Origin of the sequence: Aeromonas sp. L_1B5_3 (assembly GCF_963866575.1) — a bacterium.
Taxonomy (GTDB): domain Bacteria; phylum Pseudomonadota; class Gammaproteobacteria; order Enterobacterales; family Aeromonadaceae; genus Aeromonas; species Aeromonas jandaei.
The window spans coordinates 21,822-36,346 of record NZ_CAWMDN010000012.1 but is presented as its reverse complement, the minus strand read 5'-3'; the positions used below and the strand labels follow the sequence as shown (position 1 = coordinate 36,346).

The 14,525-nt window shown below is 60.8% G+C and carries 12 protein-coding genes, 1 pseudogene and 1 riboswitch; of the genes and pseudogenes, 8 read left to right on the top strand and 5 right to left on the bottom strand.

Annotated elements, in window-relative coordinates; all coding sequences use genetic code 11:
• Positions 1 to 101 precede the first annotated feature (101 nt).
• A riboswitch (cyclic di-GMP riboswitch) is annotated at positions 102 to 188 on the top strand.
• Between the two features lie 87 nt (positions 189 to 275).
• The 3 genes and pseudogenes from AACR93_RS01835 to AACR93_RS01825 all read left to right on the top strand — a co-directional run.
• A complete protein-coding gene (locus tag AACR93_RS01835) occupies positions 276 to 593 on the top strand; it encodes a type 1 fimbrial protein (protein ID WP_043852197.1) in 318 nt (105 codons plus the stop codon).
• A gap of 345 nt (positions 594 to 938) precedes the next feature.
• Positions 939 to 3,686: a collagenase gene (locus AACR93_RS01830; RefSeq protein ID WP_043852196.1), complete on the top strand. Its 2,748-nt coding sequence runs from the start codon at positions 939 to 941 to the stop codon at positions 3,684 to 3,686.
• A gap of 176 nt (positions 3,687 to 3,862) precedes the next feature.
• A pseudogene (locus tag AACR93_RS01825) lies at positions 3,863 to 4,645 on the top strand (SanA/YdcF family protein); the annotation flags it as partial.
• A 105-nt stretch (positions 4,646 to 4,750) separates the two neighbouring features.
• On the opposite strand, the gene AACR93_RS01820 reads toward AACR93_RS01825, so the two are convergent.
• Complete coding sequence (locus tag AACR93_RS01820; RefSeq protein ID WP_041209293.1) at positions 4,751 to 5,767, bottom strand: chemotaxis protein; 1,017 nt, start codon at positions 5,765 to 5,767, stop codon at positions 4,751 to 4,753.
• Positions 5,768 to 5,950: 183 nt separating this feature from the next.
• On the opposite strand from AACR93_RS01820, the gene AACR93_RS01815 reads away from it, so the two are divergent.
• Positions 5,951 to 6,670, top strand: coding sequence for an SDR family NAD(P)-dependent oxidoreductase (locus tag AACR93_RS01815; protein WP_043852195.1), 720 nt, complete (start codon positions 5,951 to 5,953; stop codon positions 6,668 to 6,670).
• On the opposite strand, the gene AACR93_RS01810 is transcribed toward AACR93_RS01815, so the two are convergent.
• On the bottom strand, positions 6,657 to 8,723 hold the full coding sequence (locus tag AACR93_RS01810; RefSeq protein ID WP_043852194.1) for a tRNA(Met) cytidine acetyltransferase TmcA: 2,067 nt from the start codon (positions 8,721 to 8,723) through the stop codon (positions 6,657 to 6,659). The two genes, AACR93_RS01815 and AACR93_RS01810, sit on opposite strands and share 14 nt — an antisense overlap.
• Positions 8,720 to 9,031: an HlyU family transcriptional regulator gene (locus AACR93_RS01805; protein ID WP_043852193.1), complete on the bottom strand. Its 312-nt coding sequence runs from the start codon at positions 9,029 to 9,031 to the stop codon at positions 8,720 to 8,722. The genes AACR93_RS01810 and AACR93_RS01805 overlap by 4 nt, the downstream gene beginning before the upstream one ends.
• A 137-nt stretch (positions 9,032 to 9,168) precedes the next feature.
• On the opposite strand from AACR93_RS01805, the gene AACR93_RS01800 reads away from it, so the two are divergent.
• From AACR93_RS01800 to AACR93_RS01790, 3 genes are all read left to right on the top strand, one after another.
• Positions 9,169 to 9,375: a bacterioferritin-associated ferredoxin gene (locus tag AACR93_RS01800; RefSeq protein ID WP_043852192.1), complete on the top strand. Its 207-nt coding sequence runs from the start codon at positions 9,169 to 9,171 to the stop codon at positions 9,373 to 9,375.
• An 83-nt stretch (positions 9,376 to 9,458) separates the two neighbouring features.
• Positions 9,459 to 9,935 (top strand): bacterioferritin, encoded by a 477-nt coding sequence (bfr, locus tag AACR93_RS01795; protein ID WP_033115562.1) that lies wholly within the window; start codon positions 9,459 to 9,461, stop codon positions 9,933 to 9,935.
• A 172-nt stretch (positions 9,936 to 10,107) separates the two neighbouring features.
• Positions 10,108 to 10,566: a methylglyoxal synthase gene (locus AACR93_RS01790; RefSeq protein WP_033115561.1), complete on the top strand. Its 459-nt coding sequence runs from the start codon at positions 10,108 to 10,110 to the stop codon at positions 10,564 to 10,566.
• A 260-nt stretch (positions 10,567 to 10,826) separates the two neighbouring features.
• On the opposite strand, the gene AACR93_RS01785 is transcribed toward AACR93_RS01790, so the two are convergent.
• Both AACR93_RS01785 and AACR93_RS01780 read right to left on the bottom strand, forming a co-directional pair.
• Positions 10,827 to 11,978, bottom strand: a complete 1,152-nt coding sequence (locus AACR93_RS01785) for an iron-containing alcohol dehydrogenase (RefSeq protein ID WP_043852191.1) — start codon at positions 11,976 to 11,978, stop codon at positions 10,827 to 10,829.
• A gap of 143 nt (positions 11,979 to 12,121) precedes the next feature.
• A complete protein-coding gene (locus AACR93_RS01780; protein ID WP_033115559.1) occupies positions 12,122 to 12,577 on the bottom strand; it encodes a hypothetical protein in 456 nt (151 codons plus the stop codon).
• A gap of 465 nt (positions 12,578 to 13,042) precedes the next feature.
• On the opposite strand from AACR93_RS01780, the gene AACR93_RS01775 reads away from it, so the two are divergent.
• The gene (locus AACR93_RS01775; protein WP_043852190.1) at positions 13,043 to 14,515 is read left to right on the top strand and encodes a C69 family dipeptidase; all 1,473 of its coding nucleotides are present in this window, start codon (positions 13,043 to 13,045) and stop codon (positions 14,513 to 14,515) included.
• The last annotated feature ends 10 nt before the right edge of the window (positions 14,516 to 14,525 follow it).

The window sequence follows — 14,525 nt, the reverse complement described above, 5'->3', positions numbered from 1 at the left end:
GAGATGTGTATAAGAGACAGCAATACAACCGATGTGTGACTGATATCCCAGACTTTTTTAGGATGATTGATTTCACAAAGTGGGGTGTTATCATCTACACATAGAGTAAAGGGCAAACCGATCGAAAGGTCGGGACGCAAAGCCACCGGTCTAAGGGTTACCATGCCTAAGACAGCGGAGCCGCCATCTGAGAAGATTGATGTAGTTGTTTATGTGCATCTTCTTCATATTGCGTTGCCCTTTTCGTACCACCCAGTGACGAAAAGGACATTAAAATGAAAGCTCAACACTTCCTCTCCCGCTTATCTCGTAAATCCGCATTGTCAATCTGTTCTGCGTTGCTTGCTGGCACATCGCTGATGCCAATGGCAGCATCTGCATACGATGGCACTGTCACTTTCAGTGGAACCATCTATGAGACCCCATGCAATTTTTCTGACAGCAGCGTGACCTGCTATTCAGGCTCCAGCCAGCAGAGCATGGCTTTGAATAAACTGTGGCAAAGTGGTCAAACCCATCTCTTCAGCAACACCATCAGCTATAAAGTTGCTGATAGTGGCAGCATGACCATTGTGACTGTCAGCTATCTCTGAGGGCCCTTCGCGGCATTAGAGGTGTGTCGCTGGATTTGCGGCTAACAACGGGTCTGCCGCTCTCTAAAACCGGCCAACGCCGGGATGAGAGAGCGGTGGTTAATTCAGTCAACAGACCTGGCCTCAGTAACCGAATGTGATGTTGCTCCCATTTTCGTGATTTCATTCCATACATGAGAATGTCTCATGTGAGCCTTTACTACTGCTGAAGCGCCCTCATACCACCCGCCCGAAAAATAAAGCACATCTTATTGATTTTTATCTTTTTTAAATCGCCATTGATGTTCTTTTGAATCCCTATAGATTGCCTGTCGGTTACAACGCAGACAATAACAAGGGATAAAAATGAATCGTTCAGGTTCCGGGTGGCTGCTATTGGCAGCACCTCTGCTTTTTGCCTCCTCAACACAGGCCAACTACTCCCCCAGCGACTGGCAACAGTATCAGCTGACCGGAGAGTCGAGCCGGCAACTCGCCGCGCGCATCACCGAGATCACCTACGAGCTCAAGGCTCGCAGCACCAGCGCTCCCTATCAGCAGCTCAGGGTCTATCGTCGCTTTGACTGGCAGGGGAGCGACCTCGCGGCTCTCGCCGAGCAGCAGTGTGGCGAGCCCCAGCTCAGGGTGGAATCCGGCTGGCAGATCCGCTTCGTCCGCTGCGAAGATCGGGTTCCGGCCGGCAAGCTGATCCCCGCCAGCAGCTATGACTTCGGCTATGGCATGAAACAGGGCCGCTGGGAGCAGCTGGCCGGCACGCCGACCGCCACCCGCCAGGATCGCCTGCCACTCCCCTCTGCGGTGATCCTGGGACAGAGCCAGCGCGAACTGGACCGCTGTGAACTCAACGCACAGGGGCGCTGCGCCGAGCCGGAGTGGCACTATCAGCCACAGAATTGGCAACAGCTGCATGTACTGGAAGAGAGCCCCAGCGAACGGGATGGCCGGCTGGAGCAGATCTTCTTCCGCCTGCAGCCGAACAGCGGATCTCAGGCGGCCGCTCAGGTGAGCGAGATCCACGTCTGGCGCCGTTATCAGTGGCAGCTCGATCAGCTCACGCCACAGCAGGAGTGCGACGAACCGCAGGAGCGCAAGGAGGGAACCAATACCATCCGCTATCGCATCTGCCGTCAGGTGATCCCGGCTGGCAGCAACGTCGCCGTGACCCTCAAGGACAGTGGTTACCAATACTCGATCGCCGGGGGCGAGTGGCAGCCGCTGCCGGAAACCGACGAGTGGCAGGAGAGCCGGGTACTCAATCGCCCCATCATCCTTGATAGCAAGGAGGAGCAGCTGGAGTGTCGCCGCGCCAACGGCCGCCCCTGCTCGGAGCCCGAGCAACCCGATACGGATCTGCTCGATGCCGACGCCGCCAAGCTGGTGGCCGATGTGAGCGGGCAGAACAGCCCCGCGTGGCAGCCGGACTATGGCCACGACGATGCCAAGCTGATGGCTGTGGTGCGCGGCATGCGTGCCCTGCTGGCGGCCAATCAGCCGACCCATCCGGCGATGGACAAACTGCTCTACTATGTGCGCGCCCACAACTATCACGGCGGCATCAAGCAGGAGAGCGATCAGGTTGCCCGCGCACTGTCTGGCGTCATGATTGACCTGCTCAACCACCCCTTGCTGCTGGGCGCAGAACCGCAGGATCAGGCTGGAACCGTGCTGGAGGCATGGAGTGTGGCCGCCCAGGGGCAGCTGGGGCAGGAAGCCTTCCGGCAAAGCGCCGCGCCCATGCTGGCCCAGCTCAATCAGGCGCTCGGCTATGCGGTGCAACATGCGGCGCAGATCAATGGCCACAAGCCCTGGGCTGACGGGCTGTTCGAACTGCTCAATCTGGTCGATCAGATCGCATCCTATGGCCAGCAGGCGGACTTCACCGCCACCGTGCTGGCGCAGGAAACGGCCATCCGCCAGAACCTGCGTCTGCTCGGCATGAGCGAGCTGGCACTCTGGAAACAGCGTGACGGTTCGCGGGATCTGTTTATCTTCAACAACATCCTCGATGCCCACAGCCGCCTCTATCAGATGATGCGCTACACCAGACCGGACGAGGCAAACAGCTATCGCCAGCAGCTCGACCGCGATGTCATCGCCATCATGCGCCAGCACGGGTTGGTTCCGGGAGGCAACCAGCCCGCGGCCCTGCTGGAAGAGGTCTCTCTTACCCTCTCCAGCTACTACCTCACCTACACGGATCGCACCAGCGAAGCCTGTGTCAGCGGCGAGTTTGCCGGGCTCTGCACCCCAATCCGCATGGAGGATATCCTGCCCTTCGAGCACACCTGTTCACCGACCCTGCGCCTGCGCGCCCAGGATCTCACCCAGGCTCAAGCCGAAGGGATCTGCCGCGAGCTGGGTGAGGAAGAGCAGCATTTCCACCAGCTGATGGAAACCAGCGAACAACCGGTGGCGGATGATCACAACGAGGCGCTGGAGCTGGTGATCTTCAACTCTTCCGCCGACTGGAGCCGTTACGGCGGCGCCCTCTTTGGCGCCTCCACCGACAATGGCGGCATCTACATCGAGGGAGATCCGGCTCGCCCCGGCAATCAGGCCCGCTTCTTTGCCTATGAGGCCGAGTGGAAACGCCCCGCCTTCCAGGTGTGGAACCTGCGCCACGAGTACGTTCACTATCTCGACGGCCGCTTCAACCAGTACGGCAGCTTTGGCCACTATCCCCTCAATCGCACCACCTGGTGGGCCGAGGGGGTGGCGGAGTACATCGCCCATGGCCAGTGCTTTGCCAGAGGTTTGGACAATGTGAGCAACCGCCCCGCCAACCAGCGGCCGACTCTGGCATCCATCCTGCACCTTGATTACGACCAGGGGGGCGAGATGGTCTACTCCTGGTCCTACACGGTGCACCGCTTCCTCAACGATACCGGCCGCAATGCCAGCTGGCTGGCGATGGCGCAGGCACTGCGCAATCCGGATCGGCAGCAGGCGCTGAGCGACTTCGAGGCAGAGCTCGACAAGCTGATCGCCAATGACAGCGCAGCCTATCAGGCGTGGCTGAGCCGGGATCTGTTGCCATGGTGGCAAGCCAACAAGGAGTCGGAAGCCTGCAAGGCCAATGACTCGGCTCACTGATCCGGGCCTGCAAACGTCGAGGGGCTGCCAGCGCAGCCCCTCTTTATATCCGTGATTTCCTGCGACAAGCCCTGCCCCAATGCGTCCCGCTACTGCTATCAAGCCTGACGCCAACAGCCGAGTTGTAATAGAATGCCGGAAGCCATTCCCAATTTCAGACCCAAACCGCATCGCGCATGAAGAAGTTTGCCAAGATCCTCCTCGCCTGCCTGCTGTCACTGCTGGCCCTGATTGCCTCGGTGCTGGCCTATAGCGAGTGGATCGTCTCGGATGCACGCCACTACACCTTCGACAAGGTGAGCGATGTGCCATACAACCGGGTTGCCGTGGTGCTGGGCACCTCCAAATACCTCTCGGGCGGTGGCCCCAACCACTACTTCAAATACCGCATCAAGGCGGCGGCCGAGCTCTACAACAATGCCAAGGTGGACTACATCCTGGTCTCCGGCGACAACGCCACCCTGCAGTACAACGAACCGCGCCAGATGCGGCGCGCCCTGATCAAGGCGGGGATCCCGGCCTCCGCCATCTACATGGATTTCGCCGGCTTTCGCACCCTCGACTCTGTGGTCAGAGCCAAAGAGGTGTTCGGTCAGGATCGCTTTACCGTGGTCTCCCAGGGCTTTCATAACGAGCGGGCCATCTTTATTGCCCGTCACTTTGGCATCGATGCGGTCGGCTTCAACGCCGATGATCCCAGCGCCTATCAGGGCATCCGTACCCGGATCCGCGAGGTGTTTGCCCGGGTGATGGGGCTGGTCGATCTCTACGTGCTGGACAAGGGGCCCAAGTTTCTCGGCGAACCCGTCCATATCGGTCTGCCGATCCCCTGCCTGTCGCTCAGCACCATCGGCACTGTGCAGCCCTGCATCAAGCCGCCCAAGCCTGCCGAAGAGCCGGCCAAACCGGCTATCGAACAGCCGGTTGCCCCCTCAGCAGCCAGTGCCAGCATTGCCTCCTGAGGGTGACGCTTGATCAGGAAAAAACTGCCTGACCTTCGGATAACCAGTAAAAGCAAAACGGCCACCCCATAAGGTGGCCGTTTTCTCTTGGCTAATCCGCTATCAGATATTGTTGGCGGGCGAAGGGAGTGCTATCCCCAGCAGCATGTGATCCATCATCCCCACCATCCGCCCAATCTCGGGTTTGGTGATGGTATCGTTCGCCCCCAGTTGCAGCGCCTTCTGGCGGTTGTCATCACTCATCAGCGAGGAGAACATCACGATGGGCATCTCCTTGTAGGAGGGGGTCTCCCGCAACCGCTTGAGCAGGTGCATGCCGTCCATGCGCGGCATCTCCACATCAGTGATCACCGCGTTGACGAAGCCGGTCACCGGCATCCTCTCCTCCTGGGCCAGACGATCGAAATCCGTCATCATTTCCAACCCCTCTCCCCCATCCTTGGCCGTGATCACGTTATAGCCGGCGGTGCGCAGGGTGGTTTCGATCATCTTGCGGATAAAGGCCGAGTCGTCCACCACCAGAATGGTTTTGCTCTGACGCAGTGCCATCATGCGATCGTCGATGATAACCTTGCGATCCTGAGTGACGTCGTACTTCTCCATGCTGAGTTCGGGGTTGATATCGGCGATGATCTTCTCGAAATCGAGGATCATGATGAGGTTGCCATCGCGCCTGACCACGGCCACCACGCAGTCGTTCTCTCCCGCCTCCAGAAACTGGCTGGGTGACTCCACATCCTCCCAAGAGACCCGGTGAATCCGGCTGACGCTGTCGATAAGAAAGCCGTTGGCCATCTTGTTGAAGTCGGTGACGATCACCACCTTGTGGCTGGGGTCGGGGTTGGTCTTGATGCCGAGCCACCCCGCCAGATCCACCAGCGGAATGAGGCGATCCCGCAGTGAGAATACCCCCACCATGTGGCGCTGGGCGTTGGGGTAATCGGTGGTTTCTGGCACCCGGATCACCTCGCGCACCTTGGCGACGTTGATCCCGTAGTAGGCGATCTTCTCGCGCCCGTCCGGCAGCTGCTTCTTGAGGTGAAATTCGATGATCTCGAGCTCGTTGGTGCCGCTCTCGGTCAGAATGGATTTACGCTCTTCCCCGTCTTTGGCCATCATGGTGACTCTCATGCTCTGGTTGCGCAGGCAGCACTCCGCTGCGGTTTTCCCTCAGTATAGGAATGGAATTCGCCCAGCGGCTCGGATCTCGGCAAGATTGCAGCCTTAACTGCTTGATCCCTCGGGCTGGCACGATCGTATCTGCCAATAAGGACAAATCCATGCGCTGATAAGGAGCCAGAGATGAGTGAAGGTGTCGTCGTGATTGGCGCTTCTGGCGGTATCGGGGCGGCTCTGGTAGCACACTGGCTGGCGGCTGGTGTCGGGCCAGTGATTGCCATCAGTCGTCAGCCCGCACCAGCAGGAGCCTCTTCGCCGGCCCTGCACTGGCTATGTTGTGATTACAGCGATGAGCAGATGACAGAAGTGGCGGTCCGTATCGCGGAGTTGGCGCCGAGACCCCATCGGGTGGTGATCTGCAACGGCATCCTGCATCAGGGGGAGATCCAGCCGGAGAAGCGGCTGGAAGCACTCAATCTCGCTGCCATGACCCGCCTCTACCAGACCAACGCCTTGCTGCCGCTGCGCTGGATCAGCCAGCTGTTACCGCTGTTTGGCCGCGAGCCTTGCACTCTGGCCGTTCTCAGCGCCCGAGTCGGCAGCATTGGCGACAACCGGGCTGGCGGCTGGTATGGCTATCGCGCATCCAAGGCCGCCCTCAACATGCTGCTCAAGTGTACAGCCATCGAGCTGGCCCGGCGGGCGCCCGGCGTCAAATTGCTGGCCTTCCATCCCGGCACCGTGGATACCCCACTCTCCCGCCCGTTTCACGCCAATGTACCGGCGGGAAACGTGCAGAGTCCCGAGCTGGTAGCCGACCATCTGGTGCAGTTGATGAACCGGCTGCAACCGGATGGCGAACTGAGCTTTCTCGACTGGCAGGGCAAACCTATCGAGTGGTAGGGGAGATCACGAGACGCGCCAGCAGTGCCCGCAACGCCTTGATAACGGCTGGCTTGCCCGCCAGCTGCAACCTCGCAGCCAGCCCCGCCCACTCTACGTATTGCCAGATGGTGGCGATCAGCAGATAACGTTCGTCAGGAGTCAGTGAAGCCAACACATCCAGATTGCGCGCCAGCCACAACTGCAAGCTCGACTGGCTCAGTTCGAACGGCTTGTGATGCAGGGCAAAGCATTCGAGTTCATCGCGCTCGAACTCGCCAAGCTCCGGCTCGGTGACGGTACTGCCTTGCAGGCATTGCCATACCAACTCGGGATCCAACGCGCTCAACTCGCCCGCCAGCAGGGTCGGCAGCTGGCGTACAAAACGCTGCTGCCATTGATTCAACTCGGGCTCATGCTCGGGTTTCAGCGCTTTGAGCAGCAGGGCAGCGTGGCAGCCGCTGGCCGCATCCCGCTGCAGGCCGATGCGCAGCACCGCCAGCCCGGCCTTGCGCCAGAAGGGGAGCAGGTCGGCGCTGGCCGAAAAGGCCGAGCCGAGGTAGTCGGTGCCAATCTGACGATAGTGCTCCTCAAGCTTGCCAAGCAGTAGCGACCCCAACCCGTGGCGATGCAGCTCGGGATGGATGGCGATACGCATCACCCGGGCGTAGCTGCGCCCCCCCGCCGTTTTGAAACCGGCGTGGGCCAGCAGCGACTGGGGCAGCAGATGGCCGCGCGGACGGCGACGCCCGGCCCAGATCGCCTCGGCAAGTTCAGGGTCTATCCCCCCTTCCCGCGCTACCAAGGCCACTCCCAGCAGGCTCGCATCCTGCTCCAGCAGATGGATGTCGAGATCCGGGCTCTCCAGCAGGGATCTAAGATCGCTCGGCGAGGTCTGGTAGTGAGCCAGCACCAGCAGGCCGAACAGCTGGTTGAGCAACGCCTCGTCGCTGGCCAGCGCCTCCTGACTGACCAGACGCCAGCTCGGGCTGGTCGGCGGCAAGGGAGTTGCCACTTCGGCATTGAGGCCGAGCAGGCGGAAAATCAGCGGCTCCAGCGGATCGCGCTCACTCCAGCGAATGGGCTCAGAGAGGTGGATCTCCTGCCACTCCGGGGTCTGGCTATCGAGCACCCGCTTGAAGCGCAGGTGAAAACCGCGCCCCGTCCCCTCGTAACCGTGCTCGGTGGTGGCAAAGACAATACGGCTGTGGCGGGCCAGCATGGCCTCAAGCAGCGGGGTCGGAATGGCGGCCGCTTCATCCACCAGCAGCAGATCGGGATTCATCGCCTCGTGCACCAGCCGATCCGGCGAACAGTAGCTCAGCCCGCTCAGCTGTTCAGGTGTGGTATCTAAGCCGCGCGCGGCGTGGCCAAACAGGGTCGCCACCGTCGCCTGCGAGGGAGCCGTCACCACTATGTTCAGCCCGGGCTGCTGGCGCAGCAGCTCGGCGGCGGCCAGCCCCAGCAGCGCACTCTTGCCACGACCGCGGTCGGCACTCAGCACCAGCGGCCGGCGGCGATGACCGTGCAACACCTTGTGGATAGCGGGCAGTGCCCGCGCCTGATCGCAGCTCAGCCTGCGTTCGGGCCCAATCGGTTGCCAAGGCTGCGAGCAAACCGGCGGCTCCAGCGAGAGGGCAGGATCCCCCGCCAGCAACCGCACCAGTCGGGCGATAAAGCCGTGGCCGGCCCGACCGGCATCCTCCGGCTGGGCCACCAGCCGAATCCGATCGGGATCCGGCCATGCGGGCCACTGCGCTCTGGGTGGCGTCAACAGCAACAGCAAGCCACCGGCGCGCAGAGTGCCCGCCAGCGCCCCGAAGGCATCGGGATGAAAGCCGCTGAAGGCGTTGAACACCAGCGTGTCGCACTCCTGACCGAGCCGCTGCAGCGCCTTGGCGGCCGGTTGCGGGGCATAACACTCGGGCCCGGCGCCAAGCCAGAAGACGGTCTCGCCGAGCAGGGATTGGGCGCGGGCAATGCAGTCGGCCTCCTCCCCCTCCAGCCAGATCAGGCGCCGCTCGCCGGCGCGGGCCAGCGCCTCGCGCAGGCTGTTGAGCTCAGGCGGCGTCATGAAGCCTGGCTGTCAGCCGGTTTGCGGGGCTCGAACATGCGATCCCCCATCTGATCGATAAAGGTGTGGGCCTTCTGCACCATGAAGCGCTCGGCATCGGCCGGGTTGGCAAACAGATCGGAGCGGATAAAACGGTGGGTTTGCAGCACGCCATCCACCTCTTTGGTGATGCGGCCTGCCAGCCGGTACTGGCCACCTTCGGCCATGGGTTCCGGATAGATGAGATAGCCGGCATATTCGGTGGGGGTGACTTCCGCAACCTTGGCTGGCTCGCCCCCGAACAGGGCGCTGAACAGTTTCTTGAGCATGATGGTTTCCTCTGTATCAGGGCATTCTCCCCAAGGGGGTGACAAGTGGCAAGCGGGGGATCTTATTACCAATGGTTATTTGCATTGCGAACCACTCTCATTTAGATTTCACTCAATTTCATATGAGGTAATCCACCATGTACGTCTGTTTGTGCCGCGGCATCACAGATACCCAGATCCGCAAGGCGGTGCAGTCAGGTAACAGCGAGTTCCGCCAGCTCAAGCAGTCGCTCGAGGTGGGCGCCCAGTGTGGCAAGTGCGTGCGCATGACCATGGAGATCATCGCCGCCGAACTCGACAAGCTGGAGCAGGAGCAAACCCCGCTCTACTACGAAGTGGCCTGATCCGCCGCCATCCCGAAGTCGTCATGTTTCTCGACTAAGCTCTGATGATTGCCACCTCAGGCACGAACCAAGGAGCACTGTCGATGAAAGGAGACCCCAAGATCATTGCCCACCTCAACAAGGTGCTGGCCAATGAGCTGATTGCCATCAACCAATACTTCCTGCACGCCCGCATCTACGATGACTGGGGCCTCAAGGCGCTCGGGCACAAGGAGTACCACGAATCCATCGACGAGATGAAGCACGCCGACGAGCTGGTCAAGCGGGTGCTGTTTCTCGAAGGGCTGCCCAACCTGCAGGATCTCGGCAAGCTGCGCATCGGTGAAACGGTGGAAGAGATGCTGCGCTGCGACCTCTCGCTGGAGATGGATGCCATTCCCGACCTGAAAGTGGCCATCGCCTACGCCGAATCGGTGCAGGATTACATCAGCCGCGACCTGTTTCAGGAGATCCTGGAAGATGAGGAGGAGCATGTGGACTGGCTGGAGACCCAGCTCGATCTCATCGATCGCATCGGGCTGGAGAACTACCAGCAGGCACAGTTGCATCACGGCTCCTGACCCTCCAAAGAACTCAAATGAAGAGACCCGCTGCTGGCGGGTCTCTTCATTTGGGCCACCATTGCCCGAAAACTTTCCGGCAGGATCACAGTTAATACGCCCGACACAGCATCTGTCATGGCTTTCGATTAGGATACGGCTCAATTCCAATCACAATGCTACGGATACCTTCATGGAACAGATTGCACGCGAGATGGCTCCCCACAAGCGGGTGGCACTGGTCGCTCACGACAACATGAAAACCCCTCTGCTGAACTGGGTCATGCGCCGCAAGGAGGAGCTCAAGCTGCACCACCTCTATGCCACCGGCACCACCGGCACCATGCTCGGCAAAAAGGCCGAGCTGCCCATCACCTGCCTCTTCTCCGGCCCCATGGGTGGCGACCAGCAGCTTGGCGCCCTGATTGCCGAAGGGAAGATCGACGTGCTGATCTTCTTCTGGGATCCCCTCAATGCGGTGCCGCACGATCCGGATGTGAAGGCGCTGCTGCGACTGGCTGCGGTGTGGAACATCCCGGTTGCCACCAACGAAGCGACCGCCGACTTCATCATGGATAGCCCCCATATGCGGCAGGCGTTCAGCGTGCAGATCCCGGACTACGCCGGCTACCTCAAGGCACGTACCGAGTAACAGATACACCAAGGGCCGCAGCAAGCGGCCCTTGTTATTGCCGGGGATAGCCCCAGGTCAGCACGAATTGACCGGAAGATCGGCCAGCGGGATTTGCCGGCACTGATGAAACAAGCCGCTGGCGTGGTCGCGGGATTATTTCACCGGCGCAACAAACAAATTTTATAGCCAGCGTTTATTGAAACAATCTTGTTTGGCGCTGACGCCTGCCACTCAGGCAGAGGGGTGAGAGCAAACCTCCGATCGTCCCTTCTGGCCGTTCAAAGCGCCTGGGCGAGGATCCGCGCCACCTGATCCGGGTCGATATCCTGCTGCTCCCCGAGTGCGGTACGCCCGACCCGCTTGAGATTGGAGCAGACCGCCGGAATGCAACTTTCGCTAAGGCCATAGTCAGAGAGGCGGGTACCGAGGCCCATCTGCTGGAAGAACTGCTCGGTGCGGATAATCGCCTCTTCGATGCGCAGGGCATAATCCTCGCGGCTGGAGTGCCACACCCGCTCGGCAAACTGGGCCAGCTTCTCCTGCTTCTGCGCAGCCCGCTCCCGCAGCAGGGCGGGCAGCACTACCGCCAGACTCTGGCCATGGTCGAGCCCGTAAAGCGCCGTCAGCTGATGGCCGATGGCGTGAGAAGCCCAATCCTGCGGCACCCCGCAACCGATAAGGCCGTTGAGCGCCAGACTGGCCGCCCACATCAGATTGGCCCGCACCTGATAGTTGGTCGGCTCCGCCAGCGCCTTGGGGCCGTTTTCCACCAGCACCTGCAGCAGCCCCTCCGCCAGCCGATCCTGTACCTCGCCCCCCACCGGAAAGGTGAGGTACTGCTCGGCGATATGGACAAAGGCGTCCACCACGCCATTGCCGGTCTGGCGCGGTGGCAGGCTGTAGGTGGTGGTCGGGTCGAGCACCGCAAACTGCGGCTGCACCAGCGGGCTTCTGAAGGAGATCTTCACATCCCCCCGGCTCACCACCGAGGTGGGATTGCTCTCGGAGCCGGTCGCCGGCAGGGTCAGCACGCAGCCCATCGGCAGCGCCTTGTGCACGCTTGCCTGCTTGCCGCAGATATCCCAGGGATCATCCCCCTCGTAGCAGGCTGCGGCCGCGACAAACTTGGTACCATCGACTACCGAGCCGCCACCGACCGCCAGCAGGAAGTCGATGCGCTCGCGTTTCACCTGCGCCACCGCCTCCATCAACAGCTCGAATCTGGGGTTGGCGCCGATGCCGGAAAACTCCTGCCACGTCACCCCCTCCAGCGCCCGGGTCAACTGCTCATACACCCCGTTCTGCTTGATGCTGCCACCGCCGTAGAGCACCAGCAGCCGGCTGCCGGGCGGGATCAGTTCGGGAAGGCTGGCGATCTGCCCCTCGCCGAAACAGATGCGGGTCGGATTGGCATATTGGAAGTTGTACACGGCGGACTCCTCGACTGGCTCAATGCGCGGACATTGTGCGCCTGTGGGGAGGTGAGGTCAAAAGAGGTGGCAGAAGCTTGCCCATCGGCGGTCGACACTGGCCCATCTGTGCCGACCGGGTATCTCTCACAACAGTGACGGGATCAGGCGGTTTTGGCCTCATCTTTGGATGAGCTCTTCTTGCCGGTCAGGCGATCCATCGCCTCTTTCAGCATCGCATCTTTCTGCTCGTTGAGCGGCTTGCTCTGCTCGGCCCGCTCTTCCGGGGTCAGCTTCTTGTTGTCGGCGATAGCCTTGAGTTTGTCTTCTATCTCGTTGAATTTCTTGCGATCAAACCCGAGCGCCTTGTCCACCAGCTGCTGCACCACGCCCCCCTTGTCGGAGCTCATGTCGAGCGCCGGCGGCAGCTTGCTGTTCTTGGCCAGATGTTCATAGGTGAGCACCTGCTGGGCCTGACCGGTCATACGCTGGGTGGAGAGGCTGACCATCTCCTCCCAGCCACCACCCTGACCACCGCTACTGGCACTGTTGAGGGTGGCGAGGGCGCGGTTGTTGGAAGCGCTCTGGGCAAGCTGCTGGCTGTAGGGTTTGATATCCATGAAGACTCCCGTTCTGTGTGCCGACCCGCCGGAGCGGGCCGACTGAATGCGGCGGTATGGGGTCTGGCCCCACCTTTGACAATAAAACCAGCAAGTTACAGGCCAACTTGTCAGATTGGGCGAGATCCCCGCGCTGGCAAGCTTGCCAGCAGTTACAGCCCCGACGCAGCGTCAGAATCATGACTCATCCGCTGCTTTTACCCCGATTTCCGACACATACCGCTGCCTCAAAAACGCGGCACAATATAAACCGCAGGAACGTTCCGTCGATCACAAAACAAACAACCACGCAGGAATACAATTTTGGCGCACCATCGGGCAAGCAAGCAGCGTTATGGATGATATATTTGCGAATTCAACCAGATGCAGACCTGTCTACCGTCGGATCTCCGACCCAGTCCGGTTACTCCCGGCCGCTTCTCCCGCCCCCTGACGCGCATCCACCGCAACCTTTCGGGCATAACTATGAAAAAACACACCTTGAGTCTTCTCTCCGCCACCCTGCTCACCCTGCTTGGCACCAGTGCCGACGCCTGTACCGGCCTTATCGTCGGCAAGGGGGCCAGTGCCGATGGCAGCGTGATGATCGCCAGAAACGAGGATTTTGGCGTCAACAACTGGAACAAGTACCTCGCCTTCCGGCCCGCGCAGCAGAACGAGGGCAAGGTCTGGAAACTGGGCAACGGACTGGAAGTGCCGATGCCAAAGGCGTTTTTCGCCTACTCAGCCATTCGTGACTGGGATGCCACAGCCAGCGACCCGGACGGCAAGTATTACGAGGAGCGCGGCATCAACGAGTTCAACGTCGCCATTTCGGCCACCACCAGTGCCGAGGTCAACGACAAGGCCCAAAAAGCCGATCCGCTGATCGAGAAGGGAGTGATTGAAGCCATCATCCCCACCCTGATCCTGCCACAGGCCAAAACGGCCAAAGAGGGGGTCGAGCTGCTTGGCCGCTATGTGGAGCAATATGGCGCCGGTGAGGGCAACAGCCTCTATCTGGCGGATGTGAACGAGGCCTGGCTGATGGAGATCGGCTCCGGCCACCACTGGATTGCGGTGCGGGTGCCGGACGACAGCTACGCCATGGTGGCCAACGGCCTGCGGATCCACGGCGTCAATCTCGACAGCGCCGATGTGCTGCACTCGCCCAAGCTGCTGGAGTTTGTACGCGAACACAAACTGCTGGATAACGCCGATCCGAAAGAGTTCAACTTCGCCAAGGCGTTCGGGGTCATCGCTGACCCGTATAACGTGGATCGGGAGTGGCTCGGCCAGAAAATGCTGACCGCCAGCCATCCGCAGCCGACCCGGCAGGCGCAATATCCGCTCTTTATGAAGCCGGATGCCCCCATCGCCGTGCCGGACGTAGCCAAACTGCTGAGCGCCACCTATGAGGGCACCCCGCTGGCGGGCAAGGCGGAGCGGCCGATCCGCATCGATCGCCAGCTGGAATCCCACGTCATCCAGCTGCGCAAGGAGATGCCCAAAGAGCTGCAGGGATTGATCTGGCAGAGCTACGGCGTGCTGGCCGAATCTGTGATGGTGCCACTCTACAACACCCTGGAATCCTACCCCCTGCCCTATCGCAGCGGCAGCGACAGCTACTCCGATGACTCCGCCTACTGGCAGTTCCGCAGCCTGACCGCGCTGGCCAGCGCTGATCCGGACAAGTACCTGCCGCTGCTGCGCGGCGTCTGGAGCAAGGAGAGCAGCAAGCTTTACAAGGAGGTGGCCCTGCTCGACAAGAGCCTGAAGCAGGCCTACGCCAGCGACAAGGCTACCGCCATCGGGCTGGCTGCCGACTACTCCTATGGCCAGTTGGAGCAGACCTATCAGATGGCCAAAACGCTGCGCTACAAGCTGATGACTGATCTCACCAAGCGCACCGAGAAGAAGTATTCGCCGGAGGAGTTCAAGAAGATCATGAGCCTGTAATCGGCTCGCC

What these genes read in the sequence shown, in the direction of transcription:
- AACR93_RS01830 (WP_043852196.1), top strand. Translation starts at nt 939, where the DNA reads ATGAATCGTTCAGGTTCCGGGTGGCTGCTATTGGCAGCACCTCTGCTT.
- AACR93_RS01780 (WP_033115559.1), bottom strand. Translation starts at nt 12,577, where the DNA reads ATGGATATCAAACCCTACAGCCAGCAGCTTGCCCAGAGCGCTTCCAAC.
- AACR93_RS01820 (WP_041209293.1), bottom strand. Translation starts at nt 5,767, where the DNA reads ATGATGGCCAAAGACGGGGAAGAGCGTAAATCCATTCTGACCGAGAGC.
- bfr (WP_033115562.1), top strand. Translation starts at nt 9,459, where the DNA reads ATGAAAGGAGACCCCAAGATCATTGCCCACCTCAACAAGGTGCTGGCC.
- AACR93_RS01800 (WP_043852192.1), top strand. Translation starts at nt 9,169, where the DNA reads ATGTACGTCTGTTTGTGCCGCGGCATCACAGATACCCAGATCCGCAAG.
- AACR93_RS01835 (WP_043852197.1), top strand. Translation starts at nt 276, where the DNA reads ATGAAAGCTCAACACTTCCTCTCCCGCTTATCTCGTAAATCCGCATTG.
- AACR93_RS01815 (WP_043852195.1), top strand. Translation starts at nt 5,951, where the DNA reads ATGAGTGAAGGTGTCGTCGTGATTGGCGCTTCTGGCGGTATCGGGGCG.
- AACR93_RS01810 (WP_043852194.1), bottom strand. Translation starts at nt 8,723, where the DNA reads ATGACGCCGCCTGAGCTCAACAGCCTGCGCGAGGCGCTGGCCCGCGCC.
- AACR93_RS01790 (WP_033115561.1), top strand. Translation starts at nt 10,108, where the DNA reads ATGGAACAGATTGCACGCGAGATGGCTCCCCACAAGCGGGTGGCACTG.
- AACR93_RS01775 (WP_043852190.1), top strand. Translation starts at nt 13,043, where the DNA reads ATGAAAAAACACACCTTGAGTCTTCTCTCCGCCACCCTGCTCACCCTG.
- AACR93_RS01805 (WP_043852193.1), bottom strand. Translation starts at nt 9,031, where the DNA reads ATGCTCAAGAAACTGTTCAGCGCCCTGTTCGGGGGCGAGCCAGCCAAG.